This window comes from Mycobacterium sp. 852002-10029_SCH5224772 (genome assembly GCF_001667315.1).
GTDB lineage: Bacteria > Actinomycetota > Actinomycetes > Mycobacteriales > Mycobacteriaceae > Mycobacterium.
In genome coordinates, this window is the sequence record NZ_LZHT01000011.1 from 80,143 (window position 1) to 100,699 (window position 20,557).

A 20,557-nucleotide genomic window follows, 5' to 3' on the forward strand; every position below is an offset into this window, starting at 1 on the left:
ATCAGTTGCAGAACGTATAGCCGATGAATTGGGTGCCGCGCGTGTCGCCGCTGGCGTAATTGGCGAAGTGCACCGCCGGCGCCCCGTTGTACTGGGTGTTCATCTTCTGCACGGTCGGCGGCGGGACGTCCTTGGGGAACGCCAGGATCATGTCCGCGTAGATCTCCAGGCCGGCCCGGCAGATGGCCTCGCGTCGCGGCGGTTGCGGATTCCACGCGTGCACCGCTACCGGCTCGGTCAGCTGAGATCCGGTTGCGCAATTCGGGTCGCAGAGCTTGAACACGGCCGTGCCGGTGCCGTCGGCGCCCTGCGGTCCCCAGGAGTTCCACGACATGTCCTGCAGCGCAACGGCCACACTGGCGCAGCCCAGAACGTTGAGTCTCTTGGGACGCGCGACCGGTGGGACGGACGGGTTATAGCAGCCCGGGATGGCGAAGTTCTCCGGCGCAGGCGGCGGTTGGGTAGTGGTGGGACCGGTCGCGTTGTGATTGTCGGCGATCAGCCGCACACCCACGAAGGACAGTGCACCGACCAGCACGACCACCACGATGCCGATCACGATCAAGCGCCCCCGCGAGATGTGCCGCAACCGCCTCGGTAATCCGACGTTGGCGTTGCCGCTCACACCCACCAGATTACGGGCGAAATTCCCGTCGGGGGTGGCGCGCCCCGCGCAAGCTTCTCGGGGTAAAGTTGGTCATCACTGCCAACTTATTGAGGATTCCGTGGAGACGCCGATGAATGACCATGATCTGGCCGCTCGCTTGGCCACCGAGGCCGGTCAGCTGCTGCTCGGGGTCCGGCAAGAGTTCGCCGACGCGGACGCGAGCGAACGGAAGGCGGCGGGGGACAAGCGATCCCACGACTTTCTGATGGCCGCGCTCATCGCGGAGCGCCCCGGCGACGCGGTGCTGTCCGAGGAGGGCGCCGACGACCCGGTGCGCTTGCGCTCGCAGCGCGTCTGGATCGTCGATCCGCTGGACGGGACGCGGGAATTCTCCGAGCTCGGGCGCGACGACTGGGCGGTGCACGTCGCACTGTGGGAGGCCGGCGAGCTGGTTGCCGGCGCCGTGGCCCTGCCGGCGCAGGGCATCACGTTCGCCACCCCCGATATCGCCTCGCCGCCGGCCGTGCCGGGCAAGCCGCGCATCGTGGTCTCGCGCACCCGCCCACCCGCCATCGCGTTGAACGTCCGGGACGCGCTGGACGGCGTCCTGGTGGAAATGGGTTCGGCCGGCGCCAAGGTGGCCTCGATCGTCCAAGGCTTGTCCGATGTCTACGTGCACGCCGGCGGACAGTTCGAATGGGACTCCGCGGCCCCGGTGGCGGTGGCACGCGCCGCGGGGCTGCACACCTCCCGCATCGACGGATCCGCCCTGGCCTACAACCAGCCGGACCCCAAGTTGCCGGACCTCGTCGTGTGCCGTCCCGAGCTCGCGGAAGCCGTGCTCGCGGTTACCCGCTGACTCAGCGACATCTCTTGGCGCCAAAGGGGTGCCGGATGATCTGTGTGTGCCGCCGCATGAGGCCTTGACTCATCCTCATGTGGCGGCGACAATCAGATATTACACCATTGGTAACGCTGTATAATCCAACTCGGGAAACCGATCAGTGACCGACCTCCAGGAGCGCCGCCAAGGTTCGATTTCGCGGATGATGTTGCGTGGGTAAGCAGTTATACCGTGACGAAATCGGCCATCATCGCCATGTCCTCGTGTTCGAGGTTGTGACAATGGACCAGGTAGATTCCGCGATAGTCGGTGAACCGCACGATCACTTCCACCGCTTCAGTCGGTGCAACATCAATGGTGTCTTTCCAACCGTGATCGAAGCGACCGGGCGGCCTGTTGTTGCGCGACAAGACTTGGAAGTGGTTGAGATGAACGTGGACTGGATGCCGGAGATCGGTGATGAAGCGCCATATTTCGACGTCATCGATGCGCGGGGCCGCGACGGGAACGCCCGGTTCGTAGGGCTTGTTGTTGATCGTCCACATCCCGGCCCGGCCTTGGCCGAAAAGAAAGGTGCGGGTGGTCGCGGCACGACCGCGGTCCAGGGGGGCGACGCCGTCGCTGAGCCGATCGGGAATGGTTGATTCGTCTGACCGGTCGGTGCCGAGGACGTCGAAGCGCATAACTCGCGTAGTGGACTGTGCGCCAAGTGTGTTGATGAGCTGTACCCGGGTTCCACGACGATAGCGGGAGAAGTCGACGATGATGTCGAAGCGTTCGGCCGGGGCGATATCGATCGCATCGTGGCTGAGCGGACCGCTCAGAAGACCACCGTCACTGCCGATTTGGGTGAATGCCGGCCCGTCGGGGGGCGGCGGATCAAGCCGCAGTCGGTAGCGGCGGGCGTTGGAGGCGTTCAGTATTCGGAATCGGTACCGCGCGGGATCGGTTTCCAGCACCGGCCACGGGGCGCCGTTGACCAGTACGACGTCGCCCAGCACACCGTTCATGTAGGGGGCGGCGACTTCACCGCCCTCGGTGAGCGGGTAGTGAAACGAACCGTCGGCGGCAAACGAGCGATCGGTGATCATCAGCGGAATGTCGCGATGACCTTGCGGCAAGGGGACGCCGCGCTCTTCCTCGTCGTGGATGATGTGGAACCCCGCAAGCCCTCGCCAGACAGCCTGGCCGGTGTAGCTCATTCGGTGGTCGTGATACCACAGCGTCGCGGCGCGTTGCTGCATAGGGTAGACGTATTCACGTTGCCCGACAACGGAGTTGCGTGACATGCCCGAGGCCATCTCGCCCGTGCCGGTAGTGGGCTGTTGTGGCTCGATGAGGTCGAGCGGGTAGCCGTCACTGTCGGGCGGGGTGTGGCCGCCGTGCAGGTGCACAGCAATAGGAACGGGTAAGGCGTTGTGGTGGCGGACCACGGTTCGCCGACCTGACCGGGAGACGATTGTGGGCCCGGGAAACGTTCCCCCGTACGTCCATGCGGGCGTAGTGAGGCCGGGCAGTATCGCCAGGCCGGCGGGGCGCTGAGTGATGGTGTAGTAGTCGCTCGTGGCGTCGCTGGCGGTGGGGGCGAGCTGAGCTGGTATCGGCAGCCGCGCCTGGTAGTGCGGTGGCAGCGCTACCTGGCTGCGCAGCAGCCTGCCCGGTTCGGCCGAGCCCAGCGCCATCTGCGCCGCGGGCCATCCCGCTCCCGCGATACCGACACCTGCGGTGAGCAAGCCGGCGCGCAGCAGGGTGCGCCGCTTCACGGCGCCATCTCGCTGTCGACGGCGCGGCGAGCCGGAAGCGGGATGCGCCAGATCATGGTCGCCAGTTGGACGATGCCGACGACCAGCAGCACGCCCAGTGGAATGTGAAGGGCAGCCAAATGCAATTCGCCTGCCGCGAACTCGGCGACGAGCAACAACGTCTGCACGACGGCACCGAAGAAGGCACCCCGCGGGCCGCCGACGCGCCAGACCCAGGCGAGGATAAGGACCTGTGCCGCAGAGGTGATGGTGATCGCTCTCGCGCCAAGCGCGTGCAGCATCAGCGCGTCGTACTGACCGCCGAGAAAGTCGCCCGCCAATGTCGCCTGCGCCAGTGCCAACACCACGATCGACGCGGTGCTGAGACGCGCCAGCAGTAGCGGTCTACGTGCGTCCGGGCCTGCTGCAGGACCCACGTCAGTTCACCGCCTTGATCATTCGCGCCGCCTCGCGCCGACCATGTGTATTCACAGAACCGCCGGGTGTGCAGCGATCGCGACACCTAGGGCGGCGCAGTTCAGCGCCAGGAGGAATCCGCCGAACATCATCTGACCGGTGATGTCGTGGGCAAGTACGTGGGTGTACACGGCGCAGACGAAGAATACGACCAGTCCGGCGGCAGCGGCGATGCCGATTGCGGGAATCCATAGGCCGACAATGAGTCCCAGGGTTCCCACTGTCTTCAGGGTGCCGATAGGAAACCTCAACCACGACACCGGTACCCCCGCGCTCGCCATCCCGGGCAGAATCGGCGCGAAGTGCACCAGCGCCGCGATACCCGAAAATCCATCGAAGGCGATCGCGATGAACGTCACGACCAAATATGCGGTGTGCACAGGACCCTCCTCAGGGAATTCATGCGATTCTGACTGTTTCGGCGATCGGGACGGCGCCGCCCGGCGGGCGCCGCTTCATCCGTCTGATCCGCGGATCGGCACCGCGCCAGAGTCTTTGGCGGACAGGCCCTCTTGGCGCACCATTCGCCACAGCGTGGGGGTGGGGTGGGTGGTAGAGACGATCACGACTCATGATTGTCACGATATATGACAATCATGAGTCGTGCCAGAGTAGAGGGGCGGCCGCAGTGGCCCGACGGCGGCAGGGCGCCGCCGACTCAGGGCCGGGCGCGGGTGGTCGTGCTTCGACTCGTGTGAGATTGGAGGGCAGCCGAGGAGGGCTTTTGTGCCCGCGCCCGCCGCTGCGTCAACGCCTGGCGATCACGCCAGTTGCGGATGAACTCCTGGAATAAGGCCCGCTCCCGCTGCGACGCGCTGCAGAAGGTGGCGTAGCGTGTCGCGTTCTTTCGACGACAGCGGCGCGGCGATTTCGTTTTCGAGGTCGCGGCCCTGCTCGTGCAGCGCTGGCAGCAGGCGGCGGGCCTTGGCGGTCAGGGTGACAGCGACCGCGCGCCGGTCCTCGGGGCGTGGTAACCGCTTTGCCAGTCCTCGCTGTTCAAGATGGTCGATGACGACCACCATGGCGTTGCGGTGGATCCCAAGACGTTGGGAGAGCTGACGCTGGGATTGGCCGTCGGCACTGGCCAACGCCAGCAAAACCGCGTACGTCCGCGGGTCGGCCCCTATCGGCGCAAGCCGGCGCTGGAAGTCGGTGCTGACGTAAGCGCCGAGTTGCGCGAGCAGAAACGGGATTCGTTCGTCGAGTTCGGTGATGCCGGAATGGTGTTCACTCATCGGCTTGGCCGACATCGGCGACGATCTTCACGACGACGGCTCCTTGAGTATTTGCGCCGCAAAACATTACGTTCGAAGCGCCGTGGGTGCCATGATCATCATCGTACAAGATAATCATCGACCGGTACAGTTTTCTCGGTTGCTGTCATCGGGGCCGACGCGGGGATATTCTCCGTCGACTACCCGCCCATATCGTGGTGGGGGGCCGTGACCAAAAGCCGATGCACGTAGGGGGTTAACCGCCGGCACAGGTCGTCGTTGCCGGGGCCCAGATCTTCGGCGTGGTACGCCGACGAGCTGCCGGAGCAGCCGGCCACGGCCGTCGTCGTCGGCGGTGAAGCACCGCGGCAGCTGACTTAGCGCCGTTTCCGGTGCGCTTTGCGCGGCGGCGTCAGCACCACCGGCCCGATCCAATGCCTGAGCGTGGCCCGTAGCTGGCGCGCGGTGCGCGGCGGCTGCGAGGGAACCAGAACCATGGACTGAATGAGGCGAAGCAGGTACTCGACCAGAACGTCGAAGTCTTTGCCGCGATAACCCAACGCGGCCCAGTCGATCCCGGTGTGCTCCAACAACACTCGCGATCTTGCGATTGATTCCCCCATCACCATCTGCTGGCTCATCAAGCGCGTTCGTTCGGTTTCCAGCAGCGTCATCAACAGCGGTTCCTGGGGGAGCCGCTCGACGAGGTAGGCCACCGCCTCGACAAGCAGGTCCACCGGGTCCTTGATGCCTGACGTGAGGTCGGCGATCCGGGCGGTCCACCCGCCCAGGGCGACGTCGCTGGCCGTGGTGATGAGCCCGTCGATAGTGGCGAAGTAGCGATAGACCGTGGGGCGGGTGATGCCGAGGTCGCCGGCGATGGTGGACAGGCTGGTTCCCCGGGAACCCCGGCGCTCCATGCTCCGGATGGCCGCATCGACGATGCGCTTGCGCGCCTCCTCATCGTCCGCCGGAGGCGCGCCACCCCACCCCTTCCTGCCCATGATTAGAAGACCTCACCCCGTTCAACGCTCAACCGCCCAATCATACAACGGATCGAGCATTGTCAGATCTCAGCGATGCCGAATGGAACGGCTTGATCGAGACATGTTGGCTAAAGCCAGGTTTGGTGATTCGCTCAGAGCAGCGCCTGCTGCCACGACAGTACGCGTTCGGCCAGTTCGGGCCCGCGGTCCTCTTGGATGAAATGGCTGGCGTTGATGCGGGCGTGCGGCTGGCCCGCGGCGCCGGGGATGTGCTTGATCAGCGGGGTGTCTGCCTGTCCGAGGATCGGATCGCGGGCACCGAAGATGGCAAGAAACGGTTTTTCCCAGCGGCTGAGCGCATCCCACGCCCGCCTGTTGGCCGGAACCGCCGGATCGCTCGGTGAGGTGGGGACCAACTGGGGGAACGCCCGGGCCCCGGCCTGATACGTCTTGTCGGGGAAGGGCGCGTCGTACCCGGCCCGCACCTTCGACGACACCCGCCGGACGGTGCCGGCGCTGACGATGCGGCCCGCGGGCAGCACGGGGGAGTAGCGCGCGAAGGCGCGCCAGGCGTGGAAGGCGGGCGGGGTGCGCCGTTGCGCGGTCGGGAGGAAACCGTTGGCCACCACCAGCCTCCCGACGCGGTCAGGCTGCTCGGCGGCGATGCGCAGCCCGATCAACGATCCCCAGTCCTGCACGAACAGCGTGACATCACTGAGGTTGAGGTGCTCGAACCACGAGATCACCCATTCCACGTGCCGCTGGTAGGTGTAATCCTCGATCCGGCTGGGCTTGTCCGAACGTCCGAAGCCGATCAGGTCGGGCGCGAGCACGCGGTTCCCGGCCTCGGCCAGCGGCGTGATCATGGTGCGGTAGAGATAGCTCCACGTGGGCTCGCCGTGCAGCAGAACGATCGACGATCCTTCGATCGGCCCCTCGTCGAGGTAGTGCATGCGCAGCGGCCGGGTGTCGCTCGCCGTGACGTCAAGATAATGCGCTATGAACGGGTAGCCCTCCAGGTTTTCGAATCGGGAGTCCGGGGTTCGCAGCACATGCATATTCAGCTCCTCCGGTGAACCGGCACCTCTGCTAGCCTCTCGCGCCGGCGCGCATTCGTCTAGTGGGAGATTCATTGAGCTACGCCCCCGAGGCCACTAAACTGGTTGATTCATGGCAATTCGGCGCGCGGTTCTCCTCATAGCCGACATCGGCGGTTACACGCATTACATGCAGTGGAACCGGACGCACCTTGCCCATGCCCAGTTGACGGTCGCGGGCCTGCTGGAGTCGGTCATCAACGCCGCCAAGGGTCTGAAGCTGGCCAAACTCGAGGGCGACGCCGCCTTCTTCTGGGCGCCGGATACCAACGCCAAAATGGTGGTGTGCGAGCGGCTGTCACGGATGCGCACGTCGTTCTTGGAGCGGCGGGAGCGGATGAAAAACGACATTGCCTGCCAGTGTGCGAGTTGCGGACAGCTGGAGAAGCTCTCGCTCAAGTTCGTGGTGCACGTAGGCGAGGTGGCTGATCAGAAGGTCAAACGCCATGTCGAGTTGGCGGGCCTCGACGTGATCCTGGTGCACCGAATGCTGAAAAACATGGTGCCGGTTGCCGAATACGTGCTGATGACCGATCCCGTCGCGGAATGTCTCGATGAGCAGATGCGCGGGCTGTGCACTCCCATGCTCCACGTGTTCGACGGCATCGGTGAAACGTCGACGCACTACATCGACCTCGCGACGGTGCAAGTGCCCGTCGCGGCGCCGGAGCGCAGCTTGTTGCGCCGGCTCGGCGCGACGATGAAGCTCGAGCTCAACACCCTGCCGTTCTCGCTCGGCATGAAGGAGCCCGCTGAAGGGTTCCGCAACTTGGGGCGGGCGGCCGACGAACTCTCGGCGTAAAGCCGTGCCTGCGGCGCTACCGAGCATCGGCGAGCGCCCGTCCCATGCGCGACACGGCCTCGGTGAGAATGGCGCGCGAGGTGGCGAAGTTCAATCGCACGTGTCCGGCCCCGCCGGTTCCGAACACGTGCCCCGAGCTGAGCGCCACCCGGGCATGTTCGAGAAACCAGCGGGCCGGTCCGGACAGGTCGGCAACCACCGCGAGGCCATCGGTGACCTCTTCGTCGAAACCGAATTCCCGGCAGTCCAGCCACGCCAGGTAAGTGCCTTGTGGCCATTGGTATTTCACGCCGGGAAGGTGCTCGGCGACCAACTCGCCCAGCAGCGTCCGTTTCTCGTCGAGGCCCCGCAGCGTCGCGTCGAGCCATCCGCCGCCGCTGCGGAATGCCTCGGCATGCGCGATGACGCCGAGGTGGCTGGGCCCGTGGCCTACCTCCTCCGGCATCCGGTTCAGGTCGGCGGCCGCCTCCGGCCCGGCGATGGCCAGGGCCGCTTTCAACCCGGACAGACTCCAGGCTTTGGACGCGGATGTCAGGGCGAAGGCGTTCTCCGCTCCCGGGACCGTCAGGAAGGGGGTGAATCGCGATCCCGACAGAATGACGGGCGCATGGATCTCGTCGGACACCACTCGGACGCCGAACCGGCGCGCGAGCTCGGCCACCCCGCGCAGCTCCTCGAGGGTGTGCACCGCGCCCGTCGGGTTGTGCGGATTGCACAACAGGTAGGCCACTTTGGCGTCCTTGTCGGACCCCGCGCGGGCCCGGGAAAAGGCCTCCGCCAAGGCGTTCAGATCGATGCGCCCGTCGGCGAGCGGGGCCTCGATCACCCGGCGGCCGGCGTGCGCGACGAACGCGTAAAACGGTGCGTAGACAGGGGGATTGACGACGACGGCATCCCCGCGATCGGTGACCAGACGCAACACCTCGACGATGCCGAGCATGACGTCGGGGACGAGAGCGGTGCGGCCCACCTCCAGGTCATGCCACTGCCAGTGCCGGGCGGCGAATTCGCTGACCGCCTCGGCCAGCGCCGTGCCGCAGGGGTATCCGGTGTCGCCGTTGCCGATGGCCCTGCGCAGCGCCTCGGCCACCGTGGGCGGCAGGTTGACGTCCATCTCGGCGACCCACAGCGGTAGGACATCGGCGGGATGGGCACACCATTTCATGCTGGTGCGCAGCCGCAGTTGCTCCAGCGTGAGCTCTTCGAGGGGATTAAATGTCACTCGGGCAGATTAAGTGGCGAACGCGTGCTTTGGAATCGTCAACGGCAGGTCCACCGAGCTCAGCAGGCCCGGCTGGGCGGCAACGACATACGGCACGGCATTGACGACGCGCATCGCGGTGGCGACCATGGCGCCCGCCCCCGAGGTCATGCCCGCGATTCCGGCCCGGCGGGGATCCCGCAGCGTCGCCGCCAGGGTGCAGTCGAGGTCGGGGTCGCCGGTGATCACGACGCGATAGGACAGATCGCCGATCCCGCGGGGCCAGTCGGGGGCCACGTCGTGGGCGAGCCGGGTGACGTGCTCGATGACGATGGCCTCGCGACCGTCGACCACGCCGATCGCCTGCATCCGCAGCGCACCACAGGTTCCGGCGTCGACGGTGCCCATCGCGACCTCGAGCGTCCGCTCGGTGACGGCGCGATCGAAACTCTCGCGGACTTCCTGGACTTCGACCCCCAGCGCGTCGGCGATCAACCGGATCTGCCCCTGCCATTCGCCGGCGATCGCGCCGGGATAGCTGATCCAGGGCTGGTAGTCGAGCGGCCGGCCGAAACCCAGCGCGTCGCTCATGATGTCGGGAACCCCGTAGTCGTCGTAGAGGCCGATCTCGAACGAGTGGATTTGTTCGATGACCGATGACTGGGTGGACAGCACCAGCGGTAGGTAGTCGGCGGCGAAGCCCGGCTCGATGCCCGACGCGTACAGCGAAACCTGTCCCCGCTTGGCCGCGGCGACCAGTTGGTCGCGCCACTCCGCGGGTTCGTAGGCGTGCGGGTTGACCAGTCGCGTGGTGCTGGTCGTCACGACGTTGATCCCGGCTTCGAGCAGCCTGGCGTAGTCCGGCATCGCCAGCGCGTCGCGTTCCGGGCCGCTGGCCGCGTAGATGACGCAGTCGGGTTTGAGGGCGATCAGCGCGTCCCCGTCGTTCGTGGCGGCAACTCCGATCGGCTCGCCGCCGGCCAGTTCGCCCGCATCCTTGCCGACCTTGTCGTCCGAGTGCACCCAGACACCGACCAACTCCAGATTCGGGCGCCGTGAGATGGCGCGGATGGCGATCGAGCCGATCCCGCCTGTCGCCCACACCACCACGCGATGAGCCGTCATCGTTCCTCCTCAGGTACGCACGCCGGCGGCGTAAGTGCAACGGCCACCGCGGCTTTCATGTGTTCGCGACGCGCGCGGCCGGTCCGCGCGGTCCAGGGTTAAGAAAGCACGCACTATCTTAACGAACAAATTTTAGGTTAGTCTGCGGCGGTGAGGGCCGAATCGGCGCTTTTCCCGGTTCCGAGCCACGATTCGGGGCCGCGTTGTCGCTGCGAGGCGGGCACTTCCCCCCATCCCCAGCAGGCCGCGGACGAGCCCTGGTGTTCACCCTCAGGTTCGACATGCGCGCCCCCGGTTGGGGCGCGCCGTCCGCGGGCCTGCTGAGCTCGCTGGACACCCCCATGGCTCTGCCGCTTTACGCCTTCGGCTGAAGGTGTAACGTGCATCACCAAGATTAGGCCACCTAGGAGTTTGCCGTGTACACGCTGCGCTTCGACATGCGCGATCCCGAATGGGCCGCGGCCCCAACCGATCTCTACGCCGCGGCGCCCGAAATGTCCGCCTGGGCCGAGGAGCACGGCGGTCTCGCCGCCGTGCTGTGTGAGCACCACGGCTCCGAGGACGGGTATTTGCCGTCACCGTTTTTGCTGGCCTCGGCGGTGGCCGCGCGAACCCAGCGTCTGGCGTTGAGCCTGATCCTGATCTTTCCGTTCTACGAAACCGTGCGCCTCGCCGAGGACATGGCGGTCCTCGACATCATCAGCAACGGGCGGGCGTCGTACATCTTGGCGCTGGGCTACCGGCCCGAGGAGTTCGAGCACTTCGGCGTGCCCATCAAGAAGCGCGGTCGCGTCTGCGACGAGAAGCTCGCGCTGCTGCGGCGCCTGCTTGCCGGTGAAACCGTCGTCGAAGACGGGCGGCGGATCACGGTCACGCCTCGCCCGCTGACCCCCGGTGGCCCGGGGCTGATGTGGGGTGGGGGGACGGTCGCGGCGGCCCGCCGGGCCGGCCGGTACGGCCTGGGCATGCTGGGCAACGCCAACGCGCCGGGCATTCAGGAGGCTTACGAAGAGGCATGCCGCGAGCACGGCCACACGCCGGGCCCGACGATGTTTCCCGACCGCAACACCCCCTCGGTCGTGTTCGTCGCCGACGACGTCGATCGGGCGTGGAAGGAGATCGGCGATCACCTGCTGCACGACGTGCGAACCTACGCCGCGTGGAACCCCGGCGACGAGACTACGGCCGGCTTCTCCCACGTCAACACCGTCGACGAGCTGCGTGAGACGGGGACGTCGCACGTGATTATCTCTGTCCCCGAGGCGATTTCGCGGGTCCGTGCGGGCAAGGTGCTCAACCTGTCGCCGCTGTGCGGCGGGCTGCCGCCGGACATCGCGTGGCCCTATCTGCAGCGCGTCGGCGAGGTCGTGCTGCCGCAAGCTTTGTCGTAAGCCCTTACTCCTCGCCGAAGCGGTCGACGAGGTGGGAATTGACGCCGTCGGCGTCGAGTCGCCGCGCCACCAGATAGTCAAAAGGCCGGGTCAGGTCTTCGAAATACGTGGCGGGAAAGGCGTCGGGCAACCGAAAGTCCATCAGGTAGCCGATCTCGATCGGCTCGGCATTGCTTTCGTAGCTCATCGGGGCTCGGCTACTTCGGTTGGTTCGGGACGCCCGGGAACAGCTCACCCGCCGGCGGTTCGGTGGTCACCCAGCCACCCAGCTTCGTCACCAGGTGAGGCGCGAAAACCGCCCCGTAGAGGACGTTTCCGATGACGATCACGGCGACGACGGACAGGATCGAGGAGGTGACGCGATTCTTCGACCTGTGCTGGGCCCACATCTCGATGACGTTGCGGCCTTGGGCGTCGGTCCGGCCCAGCAGGTAGGTGAAGAGCATCATCTGGATGCCCATCGCCAGGGAGTCGTAGAGCGGGTACTGGTGCAGGGTTCCCTCGCGGATCGCGAGCCCGGGAATCACGCGGCCGTAGTAGAACACGCCGAGCTTGGCGCCCAGGAACCCGTTGAAGAACAGCGCCCAGCAGAAGCCGACGATGAGACCGACCACCAACAGCGTTTGGGGCCTGCGCCAATGGAATTTAGCCGCCACCCATCGGCCCAGCGCAGCACCCGTCACGGCCGGCAACACGAAGTAGGAGATGTAACCGACGGGCACGAACAGGGGCAGGCCACCCCAGGTCATGTTCAGCGGCCACCACGACGGCATGCGGGGGATGGCTGGTGGGAACTGTGCGTACATCGCCCAGTCGTAGGGCGCCTCGATCCACGAGAAAGACATCGCCGAGATGCACAGCAGCAGGAGTGGGTGCACGCGCCGCTGGCGCACGCTCAGGTAAATCCCGAGGAGGGTGAACGTGACGCCCCCGACGAGCGCGAAGCCGCTGGCCGCCTGCATCAGCGGCGTCATCTGCGAGCTCACTGGTCGGCTCCTTGGCTCCGGCGTGCCTGTGGGTCGAAGCGCAGCACCAGCCCGAAGATCAGAACGATCAATCCGAACAGCGTGCCGAGCATGATGACAGCGCCCACGGTCGCACCCCTTCCCGATTCGAGCTCGACTCGTTAGATAGTGCACACTATCCTAAGAGCAGTCAACCATCGGGTGAGGAGGCAACGTGGCCCAGCGGCCGAGCGGCACGAAGCGCAGTGCGGCGCAGGCATCTGCTTCATCGGCCTCGGTGCGCCGGCCCCGCGGCGCCCCGCGCAAGCTGCTGCTCGACACCGCGCGGGCACGCTTCGCCCGGCAGGACTACCGCAGCACGACGACGCGTGAAATCGCCCAGGCCGCAGGCGTTACCGAGCACCTGTTGTTTCGTCACTTCGGCTCCAAGGCCGCGCTGTTTCGCGAGGCGCTCGTGCTGCCCTTCACCGATTTCGTCGAGGAATTCCGCCGGACCTGGCAGTCGGTCGTGCCCGAGGAGACCGACGAGGAGGAGCTGGCGCGCCGCTTTGTCGGGCAGCTCTACGACGTGTTCGTCGAACATCAAGGTCTGCTGCTGACCCTGATGGCATCCGAGGCGCTCAGCGAGGAAGAAAAGGCCGACGCCGGCATCGCCGAGATCCGGCAGGCCATCACGGCGCTCGGTCAGATCAGCGCCGAAGGCATGCACCTGCGGGGTCTGCGCTCGGACCATCCCGACCTGCCCGCCCACTCGACGGTGGCGATGATCGCCGGCATGGCGGCGTTGCGGTCGACCTACTTCGGCACCGAGCCGCCGCCGAGGGAGACCATCGTCGACGAACTCATCCAGGCAATCCTGCACGGCTTCCTGCACAGGAACGGCTGAGCCGTTCAATCCGTCACCGCACCAGAGGAATTGGTAATGACAGGCACCAGCACGATCGATTTGTACTACGACCCCTTCGACTCCGCCATCGACGACAACCCCTACCCGGTGTGGAAGCGCATGCGCGAGGAAGCGCCACTGTATTACAACGAGAAGTACAACTTCTACGCGCTGAGCCGCTACGAGGACGTGGCGCGCGAATTGCCCAACTGGCAGACCTACCGGTCCGGCCGGGGGACCACCGCCGACATCCTGTTCGCCAATATCGAAGTGCCGCCCGGCATTTTGCTGTTCGAGGATCCTCCGTTGCACGATCTGCATCGCCGGTTGCTGTCGCGCGTTTTCACCCCGCGGCGCATGCTGGCCGTGGAGGATCTGGTGCGCGGCTTCTGCGTCCGCGAGCTTGACCCGCTGGTCGGCGCCGACGGCTTCGACTTCATCGCCGATCTCGGGGCCATGATGCCGATGCGGACCATCGGCTACCTGTTGGGCATCCCGGAGGCCGATCAAGAGAAGATCCGGGACCGCAGCGTCGCCAACATCGAATTGTCCAAGGACAGCGACCCCGCCGCGGTCGATGCGAACATCTTCGCGAATTCCATTGCCCTGTTCGCCGAGTACATCGAATGGCGGGCCAGTCATCCATCCGACGACCTGATGACCGAGCTGTTGCGGGCCGAGATCGACGAACCCGACGGGACCCGGCGCCCGCTGTCGCGCACCGAGGTCCTGGCCTACACCGCCATGATCGCCGGCGCCGGGAACGAGACGACCGCCCGGCTCATCGGGTTCATGGGACAGCTGCTGTCGGATCACCCCGAACAGCGCCGCGAACTCGTCGCCGACCCGTCCCTGATCCCCGGCGCGATCGAGGAGACGCTGCGCTTCGAACCCCCGTCGCCGGTCCAGGCACGCTATGTGGCGCAGGACGCCGAGCAGTATGGCCGCGTGGTCCCCGAGGGGTCATTCATGTTGCTGCTCAACGGTTCCGCCAACCGCGACCCGCGTCGGTTTGCCGATCCGGACCGCTACGACATCCACCGGCAGGCGGGCGGCCACCTCAGCTTTGGGCAGGGCCTGCACTTCTGCCTGGGCTCGGCACTGGCCCGGATGGAAGGGCGGGTGGCCTTCGAAGAGGTGCTGAAGCGTTGGCCGGACTGGGACGTCGACTACGCCAACGCCGAGCGCGCGCACACCGCGAGCGTGCGCGGATGGGCACGCCTGCCGGTGGTCACTCGGTGAGTTTGCGGCCGCGAACGTGACTACAGCGTCACGCTCGGCGTCGAATGTGACTACTGCGTCACGCTCGGCGTGGCTAGGACGCGCTCGACTCGCTCTGGTCCACCAACACCGCGCCGTCGGGCTGGTTTCCTAGCGTCTGCAGTGGGATGTCCTCGCCCTGGGCGGTGAGGCGCACGATCTGGGCCAGTTGCGCCGGGGCGTCGCACTGCAGATAGTGGTCGGCGCCCGGAACCACCCAGTAGCGGTTGCGGCCTGGCTTGTTCTTCAGATACGTCTGCCAGACGTGGTTGGGGACCCGCAACGGTGCCACGTTGTCGTGCAGGCCCCACACCACGGTGGTGTTGACGTCGCTCTCGGAAAGCGCCTCCAGCCAACTGGTTTCGTCGGCGGCGCGCTCGTGGAGGTATTGAATCGTGTCGGGCAGTACCCGGATTCCGTCGTTGTGGGCGAAGCATTTGGCCAGCGCAGCGATCTCCGGATCGTCCAATGTCCGCCGCGGCATGAAGATGCTGGCGCCCATGCCGGCTGCCAGCATCTCCGGCGTCACCGCCGCGGCGGTGGCCCGCGCGGTCGCGGGATCAAGCAGCGCGGCCTGGAACGCGGTGAGATTCGAAAGCGGAAGGTAGATATTGGCATTCGTCACGATCAGGTCGGCGGGCACGGCCGGCGGATCCAGGGCGGCCAGCATGCCCAGCGCGATCATGCCGACGCTGCTGCCGCGGTCGTGGGTGAGCATGCGGTAGTCGGTGAGCTGCCACACCTCGGTGATGGCGTAGACCAGCAGACGCGCGTCGTCGTAGAGCGAGTACACATAGGGCTCGGGCGGTTTGTCGGAGAGCCCGTAGCCGGGAAAGTCCAGCAGGTAGATGTCGAACTCCGCGCCCAGCTCGGCGGTCAGGGCGAAGTAGTCGATGCTCGACGTCGGAAAGCCGTGCACCAGCACCAGCGCGGGCGCGCCGGGAGTGCCGCAACGGCGACTGAACACCGCGACTTCTCGGGCATCGTTGGCCGCGGTGGACGACCGCCAACGAAGTTCCGTGCCGCCCTCTTGCCACTGCGCGAAGATGTCCAAGCTGTCAGCCTTTCAGAGGAGGGAGCGGCAGACAACCACGACGCCTACGGGCATGTCACGTGGATTCCGAATCTGACCTCGCGCGCACCGCTTTGACCCGGTGTGGTCGCCTGGCCCGTTCCGGTGATCGTGTAGCTCTTGCCATCCTTGGTCGCCTGGACCTGAGTCGGCGAATTGGTCCCCTGATAGGGCAGCTGATACTGGCCGTTGTCGAGCTTGAGCGAAATCGCGAAGCCGTCGACGGTGGGCGGGCGTTCGTCCGACACGGCCACCGACACCGACGCCGCATCATCGCGCACGGTGATACGGGTGGTGAGGTCTCCCGATTCCGGCGGCGACGCATTCGGCTGGGCCGCCGAGCTGATGCAGTCGACTGCGGCGATCATCGTGTGCTTGTTCCCATCGATCATCACGGTCGTGCTCGTCAAAGCAGGAGTCGAACTCGTGGGGGCCGCCGGGTGACTTTCCTTGCCGGAACAGGCCGGCAGACTCGCCCCCAGCGCCACTACGCCGAGCGCGGCGGCCACACGAACGATGCCCCGCTGAAGGTTTGTCATATCGGTCCTCCGCTAGACGGTCATGAGGACTATAAACCTGCCCGTTACGGCCACGCTTCCCAGCTGATCATGCTGCGCAGCGGCCCGGCGAACACGGGCCGCACGGCCGTTGAACGCCAACGCTCTTCGATGAGGGGAGCCAGCGCGTCGATGGTGGCCAGCGGATCCTCGTCGAGGTAGACGACGCTGATGTACTGGTGGTCGGTTCGCCACCCTCGCGGCAGGTGGCTCCACCCGGCGCTGGACCCGAATGTCCACGCGCCGGCCGTGCCCGGTGTCGCGAGCAGCGCCGGATAGTGCTGGGCGTGCAGCCATTGCAGCCAGTCGTCCGGGCGACCGTCGGTGGGCTCCTCGACGATCAGCACGATGCCGCGGTGCGGCCGAAACGGCACCACCTCCGGCGAGATCAACGCGTGCGGCGAGGACCGCCACTGCAGCAGGCGCAGGCCGGCCACTTGCAGCGACGGCCGCACGACGGGAAAGCGGCCGTTGTCGCGCAACGCGCGCCCGAGGGTGACGAAGTCGTCGAAGGTCTCTTCGACCGGGTCGGCGACCAAATAGTGCACCGCGTTGCCGATTTCGCCCAGCGGACCGTGGGCGGCGAGGCGGTGGTCGGCGTAATCGCCGTCGGCGACCCAGCGCAACCCGTGCACGATGCCCGGCAGCTGGTATTGCTCGGGCATGTGATCCAGCAGGTGCCAGCGAAGATACTCACCATCGTCATCGGGCGGTGCGGCGGCGGTGAGGCTGAAAATGCCTGCCTTGACGCGCATTACGGGGAATCGCCGGTCGGGGGATGGAGTTCGGCAAGCGCCTGCAGATTTTCCAGGTAATGCGGCAGCGAGGCGTGGCGGAACGCGGCGCTGACGATGGTCGCGCCGTGCGCGGCGGTCTCGCCGAGCAGGTCCCGGGTCCGCTCCGGCTCGCCGATCGGGTCCAGCAGTGCGGGAGGGGGCAGGACGACGTCGAATCCGGGACCAAACTCGAAGCGGCTGAGCCAGTCTCGCGCCTGGTCCAGGCTCACGTTGAAGGGCGCCCAGCCGTCGGCCAGTGTCGCGGCGCGCCGCAGCGATCGCAGCGTTCGCCCACCGATCCAGATGGGGACGTGGTCTTGGACCGCGCAGGGATCGACGACCATGCCGCCGAAGGAATAGAACTCGCCCCGGTAGGCGGGTTCGGGCACCGACAGCGAGGCGCGCAGTGCCCGCAGCGCGTCGTCGGCGCGCCGGCCGCGGTCGTCGAAGGGCTCGCCGAGCAGATCGAACTCGTCTTTGAGGCTGCCGACGCCAACCCCCAGGATCAGCCTGCCGCCGCTGACCTGGTCCAGGGTGCCGTAGCGTTTGGCGATCTCGAGCGGATGGTGGTAGCCGAGCACCAGCACGTTGGTGGCCAACCGAATTCGTCGGGTGCGCGCGGCCAGGTAGCCGAAGGTCGCCAGCGGATCCCAATAGCGGGTGCCGCGGCGGCCCCGCTCGGCCGCGGGCAGCGCAACGTGCTCGCTGCAGGTCAGGTGGTGATACCCGAGCCGATCGGCGGCCTCGGCGATCTGTGCCAGGTCCTCGATGGTGGCGTGCTTCTCCCAGTCGCCGCTGCTCCGGGGGAACATCGTCACCACCGGGGTGGCCACGGACAGTTTGGCACTCATCCCTGCATGTATCCCCCGGCGTCGACGGGAATCGATTGACCGGTGATGGTGCGGCTTTCGTCGCTCGCCAAGAACAACGCCAGGTTCGCGATGTCCTCCGGCGAGGAGATATCCTGCAGCGCAACGCCTTTGAGTTGTCTTGCGCGTACAGTTTCGACGTCGGCGCCTTGCTCGTCGGCGGTGCGTTGCACCCACTTGCGCCACAGGTCGGTGTCGATGGCGCCGGGCACGATGCAGTTGCACCGGATGCCGTGCGGGCCGACCTCGAGGGCGACGGCCTTGGTGAACGCCCGCAGTGACGCCTTGGCGGTGACGTAGTGCGTCTTGCGCACCATGCCGGAATAACTGACTGTGGAGGAGAAATTCAGGATGACGCCGCGGCGGCGCTGCAACATCGACTGGTTGAGCACCTCGCGGGTGCACAGCATCGCGGCGGTGACGTCGATGGCGATGGTGTCGTTCCAGTTGTCCAGCGTCTGTTCCCAGATCCACCGGTCCTGGCCGGGAGCGGCGGCGTTGTTGCACAGGATGTCGACCTGGCCGAACTCTTCGACCGCCCGCGCCACCATGGCCGCGACGTCGTTCTCGTCGGTCACGTCGGCGCGCATGGCGATGGCCCCGGGGCCGGCTGCCCGCGCGGCCGCGCGGACCAGCTCTTCGCGCCGCGCCGCCAGCAGCACCTGGGCGCCCTCACGCACGAATAACGCGCCCAGCACGGGCCCCAGGCCGGTGCTGGCCCCGGTGATGATCGCGACCTTGCCGTCGAGCCGGCCGGTCATAACGTGGTCTTCCCAGACTGATTCATGTCAGGGTAGATTCTAACAGTGCTCGAATCTGGCCCGAGTCGATCGGCCGCCGCGAGTAGGGGGGTGTCGCGGTGACAGCCGCGGTGCGCCGGCCCTATGGCGAACTCGACCGGGTCCGGGTGGTGGCCGCCCTGCGTGAGTTGGCCCGCCGCGTCGGTGTGCAGGGCGTGACGATGCGCGAGTTGGCGGCTGGGCTCGGCGCCGCGGTGCCCTCGGTGTACTACCACGTACCGGGCAAGCGGGCCGCCCTGGACCTGCTGGCCGAATCGGTGCTGGCCGACATTCCGGTCGTCGAGACGGGGGCGTGGGACACCCGGCTGAAAAATCTCTACTGCGCGGCCCGCGAAGTCATCCTTTCGGTGCCCGGCATTGCGGGCGTCCTGCAAGCCAACGGCGGCGGTGAATCCGCCCATCGGCTCGACACACTCAGCCGGTCGCTGCTCGCCGAGGCCGGCCTCACCAAACCGGTTGCAGCGGCGGCCCATTCGGTGTTGTACACCTACCTGCTGGGCTCGGTCAGCCTGCAGGAGGCACGCCCGGCGCAACCCGGCAAGCGCCAGGCCGCCAACCACTTTCGCGCGGGCCTCGAGGTGATCATCGCCGGGATCAGGGCCTCGCGACAGGAAGGAACGGTGTCGTCTTGAGCATTGCCAAGCCCACGCTGGTGAAATCCCTGGTCCCGGAGAACCTGGACACCGCGGCCGACCGCGACGCGGCGGCGGTGCTGGATCCCGACACCTTTGTCAGCGGCGCCCCCTACGACGCGATGACGAGGCTGCGGGCCAACTCACCGGTGCACCCCGTACAGCTGCCCGGGCTACCCAGGGCGTGGCTGTTGACCAAGCACGCCGACGTGCGCCTGGTCAGCCGCGACACCGATACCTTCAGCAGCAGCAAGGGCAACACCCTGGTGGAGGCCGAGGCCGGGCCCGACTCGGCGATGCTGCCCGGCATCGATCCGCCGCGCCACGTTCACTTCCGCAAGCTGATCAACCAGGGCTTCACCGTCCGCAACGTGCAGCGGCTGGAACCGCGGATGCGGCAAGTGGCGCGCGACATCGTGGCCGGCATCACCGACAAGGGCGAATTCGACGCGGTGACAGACATTTCCGCCGAGATGTCGCTGCAGGTGATCGCCGACGTCCTCGGGGTGCCCGCCGAGGACCGGATGGACGTGTTCCGCTGGAGCAACGCCATCGGAAGCCTGGGCATCGAAGATCCCGACTACGCCCCCACGCCGGAGGCGCTGGGCCAGGCCGCGGCCGAAATGTTTTCCTACTGCGGGGAATTGGTGGAACATCGGCGCAAGCACGGCCTCACCGACGATATCTTGTCGGCGCTGCTCGCGGCCGAGGTGGACGGCGAAAAGCTCAACCGCGACCAGCTCAACGAGTTTTTTCTGTTGCTGGCGATCGCCGGTAACGAAACGACCCGTAACACGTTGAGCCACGGCATTTTGGCGCTCTCCGAGCACCCCGAGCAACAGGCCCTGCTCGCCCGGGACCCCGCGGCGATCAGGCCCGCGGTGGAGGAGCTGTTGCGCTGGGCGACCCCGGTGATGCACTTCCGGCGCACCGTGACCCGTGACGTCGAGATCCGCGGGCAACGAATCCCGTCCGGCGACTGGGTGCTGATGCACTACCTGTCCGCCAACCGCGACGAGGACGTCTTCGACGGGCCGGACCAGTTCGACATCACCCGCCCCGACGCCGGCCACGCCGCCTTCGGGGGCGGGGGAGTGCACTTCTGCCTCGGTGCGCAATTGGCCCGGCTCGAACTGCGCGTCATGCTCGAAGAGCTCTACCCGAACGTGCCCGGCCTGGCCGTCACCGGACCGCCCGACCGGCTGCGCTCCTCGTTCTTCCACGGCATCAAAAGGCTGCCGTGCACAACGTGAT

At 66.6% G+C, this 20,557-nt stretch carries 23 protein-coding genes; 7 read left to right on the forward strand and 16 right to left on the reverse strand.

What is annotated here, in order from left to right:
* Nucleotide 1: 1 nt before the first annotated feature.
* Nucleotides 2-559 (reverse strand): hypothetical protein, encoded by a 558-nt coding sequence (locus A5775_RS03500; RefSeq protein ID WP_197512334.1) that lies wholly within the window; start codon nucleotides 557-559, stop codon nucleotides 2-4.
* 178 nt (nucleotides 560-737) lie between these two features.
* Here A5775_RS03500 and A5775_RS03505 point away from each other — a divergent pair, with 178 nt between their 5' ends.
* Nucleotides 738-1,466 (forward strand): 3'(2'),5'-bisphosphate nucleotidase CysQ, encoded by a 729-nt coding sequence (locus A5775_RS03505; RefSeq protein WP_067247541.1) that lies wholly within the window; start codon nucleotides 738-740, stop codon nucleotides 1,464-1,466.
* Nucleotides 1,467-1,675: 209 nt separating this feature from the next.
* Here A5775_RS03505 and A5775_RS03510 read toward each other — a convergent pair whose 3' ends face one another.
* The 6 genes from A5775_RS03510 to A5775_RS03535 form a co-directional block, all read right to left on the reverse strand.
* Nucleotides 1,676-3,214, reverse strand: a complete 1,539-nt coding sequence (locus tag A5775_RS03510) for a multicopper oxidase family protein (protein ID WP_067247545.1) — start codon at nucleotides 3,212-3,214, stop codon at nucleotides 1,676-1,678.
* Nucleotides 3,211-3,564 (reverse strand): hypothetical protein, encoded by a 354-nt coding sequence (locus tag A5775_RS03515; protein WP_067247680.1) that lies wholly within the window; start codon nucleotides 3,562-3,564, stop codon nucleotides 3,211-3,213. The genes A5775_RS03510 and A5775_RS03515 overlap by 4 nt, the downstream gene beginning before the upstream one ends.
* A gap of 117 nt (nucleotides 3,565-3,681) precedes the next feature.
* A complete protein-coding gene (locus A5775_RS03520) occupies nucleotides 3,682-4,050 on the reverse strand; it encodes a DoxX family protein (protein WP_067247548.1) in 369 nt (122 codons plus the stop codon).
* A gap of 381 nt (nucleotides 4,051-4,431) precedes the next feature.
* Entirely contained in the window at nucleotides 4,432-4,920 is a 489-nt protein-coding gene (locus A5775_RS03525) for a MarR family winged helix-turn-helix transcriptional regulator (RefSeq protein WP_067247551.1), read from the reverse strand.
* A gap of 341 nt (nucleotides 4,921-5,261) precedes the next feature.
* Nucleotides 5,262-5,888, reverse strand: a complete 627-nt coding sequence (locus tag A5775_RS03530) for a TetR/AcrR family transcriptional regulator (protein WP_067247554.1) — start codon at nucleotides 5,886-5,888, stop codon at nucleotides 5,262-5,264.
* 134 nt (nucleotides 5,889-6,022) lie between these two features.
* Nucleotides 6,023-6,928, reverse strand: a complete 906-nt coding sequence (locus A5775_RS03535; protein ID WP_067247558.1) for a haloalkane dehalogenase — start codon at nucleotides 6,926-6,928, stop codon at nucleotides 6,023-6,025.
* 112 nt (nucleotides 6,929-7,040) lie between these two features.
* Between A5775_RS03535 and A5775_RS03540 the strand changes: the two genes are divergently transcribed.
* Entirely contained in the window at nucleotides 7,041-7,769 is a 729-nt protein-coding gene (locus tag A5775_RS03540; protein ID WP_067247562.1) for a DUF2652 domain-containing protein, read from the forward strand.
* A 16-nt stretch (nucleotides 7,770-7,785) separates the two neighbouring features.
* Here A5775_RS03540 and A5775_RS03545 read toward each other — a convergent pair whose 3' ends face one another.
* Entirely contained in the window at nucleotides 7,786-8,991 is a 1,206-nt protein-coding gene (locus A5775_RS03545; protein WP_067247566.1) for a MalY/PatB family protein, read from the reverse strand.
* Nucleotides 8,992-9,000: 9 nt separating this feature from the next.
* Nucleotides 9,001-10,095, reverse strand: coding sequence for a dihydrodipicolinate reductase (locus tag A5775_RS03550; protein ID WP_067247570.1), 1,095 nt, complete (start codon nucleotides 10,093-10,095; stop codon nucleotides 9,001-9,003).
* A 416-nt stretch (nucleotides 10,096-10,511) separates the two neighbouring features.
* Between A5775_RS03550 and A5775_RS03555 the strand changes: the two genes are divergently transcribed.
* Nucleotides 10,512-11,486, forward strand: a complete 975-nt coding sequence (locus A5775_RS03555; protein ID WP_067247575.1) for an LLM class flavin-dependent oxidoreductase — start codon at nucleotides 10,512-10,514, stop codon at nucleotides 11,484-11,486.
* Nucleotides 11,487-11,490: 4 nt separating this feature from the next.
* Here the strand turns inward: A5775_RS03555 and A5775_RS25820 are convergent, their stop codons facing one another.
* Together A5775_RS25820 and A5775_RS03565 are read right to left on the reverse strand one after the other, a co-directional pair.
* Complete coding sequence (locus A5775_RS25820) at nucleotides 11,491-11,673, reverse strand: hypothetical protein (protein WP_067247578.1); 183 nt, start codon at nucleotides 11,671-11,673, stop codon at nucleotides 11,491-11,493.
* A gap of 10 nt (nucleotides 11,674-11,683) precedes the next feature.
* The gene (locus tag A5775_RS03565; protein ID WP_067247581.1) at nucleotides 11,684-12,472 is read right to left on the reverse strand and encodes a spirocyclase AveC family protein; all 789 of its coding nucleotides are present in this window, start codon (nucleotides 12,470-12,472) and stop codon (nucleotides 11,684-11,686) included.
* A 193-nt stretch (nucleotides 12,473-12,665) separates the two neighbouring features.
* On the opposite strand from A5775_RS03565, the gene A5775_RS03570 reads away from it, so the two are divergent.
* The gene (locus tag A5775_RS03570) at nucleotides 12,666-13,337 is read left to right on the forward strand and encodes a TetR/AcrR family transcriptional regulator (protein ID WP_067247584.1); all 672 of its coding nucleotides are present in this window, start codon (nucleotides 12,666-12,668) and stop codon (nucleotides 13,335-13,337) included.
* A gap of 36 nt (nucleotides 13,338-13,373) precedes the next feature.
* Nucleotides 13,374-14,579, forward strand: coding sequence for a cytochrome P450 (locus A5775_RS03575; protein ID WP_067247587.1), 1,206 nt, complete (start codon nucleotides 13,374-13,376; stop codon nucleotides 14,577-14,579).
* A 73-nt stretch (nucleotides 14,580-14,652) separates the two neighbouring features.
* Here the strand turns inward: A5775_RS03575 and A5775_RS03580 are convergent, their stop codons facing one another.
* From A5775_RS03580 to A5775_RS03600, 5 genes are read right to left on the reverse strand one after another with little or no spacing between them, the layout of a single operon-like run.
* Complete coding sequence (locus A5775_RS03580) at nucleotides 14,653-15,651, reverse strand: alpha/beta fold hydrolase (protein ID WP_067247590.1); 999 nt, start codon at nucleotides 15,649-15,651, stop codon at nucleotides 14,653-14,655.
* A 44-nt stretch (nucleotides 15,652-15,695) separates the two neighbouring features.
* Entirely contained in the window at nucleotides 15,696-16,208 is a 513-nt protein-coding gene (locus tag A5775_RS03585) for a lipoprotein LpqH (RefSeq protein WP_067247593.1), read from the reverse strand.
* 44 nt (nucleotides 16,209-16,252) lie between these two features.
* Entirely contained in the window at nucleotides 16,253-16,981 is a 729-nt protein-coding gene (locus A5775_RS03590) for a hypothetical protein (RefSeq protein ID WP_067247596.1), read from the reverse strand.
* A complete protein-coding gene (locus A5775_RS03595; RefSeq protein ID WP_067247600.1) occupies nucleotides 16,981-17,853 on the reverse strand; it encodes an LLM class F420-dependent oxidoreductase in 873 nt (290 codons plus the stop codon). Before A5775_RS03595 ends, A5775_RS03590 begins: the two co-directional genes overlap by 1 nt.
* On the reverse strand, nucleotides 17,850-18,632 hold the full coding sequence (locus tag A5775_RS03600) for an SDR family NAD(P)-dependent oxidoreductase (RefSeq protein ID WP_067247603.1): 783 nt from the start codon (nucleotides 18,630-18,632) through the stop codon (nucleotides 17,850-17,852). The genes A5775_RS03595 and A5775_RS03600 overlap by 4 nt, the downstream gene beginning before the upstream one ends.
* Nucleotides 18,633-18,730: 98 nt before the next feature.
* On the opposite strand from A5775_RS03600, the gene A5775_RS03605 reads away from it, so the two are divergent.
* Nucleotides 18,731-19,303, forward strand: a complete 573-nt coding sequence (locus A5775_RS03605) for a TetR/AcrR family transcriptional regulator C-terminal domain-containing protein (protein ID WP_067247607.1) — start codon at nucleotides 18,731-18,733, stop codon at nucleotides 19,301-19,303.
* Nucleotides 19,300-20,556 carry a cytochrome P450 gene (locus A5775_RS03610; RefSeq protein ID WP_067247611.1) on the forward strand — a complete coding sequence of 419 codons (1,257 nt, stop codon included), beginning with the start codon at nucleotides 19,300-19,302 and terminating at the stop codon, nucleotides 20,554-20,556. The genes A5775_RS03605 and A5775_RS03610 overlap by 4 nt, the downstream gene beginning before the upstream one ends.
* Nucleotide 20,557: the final 1 nt, after the last annotated feature.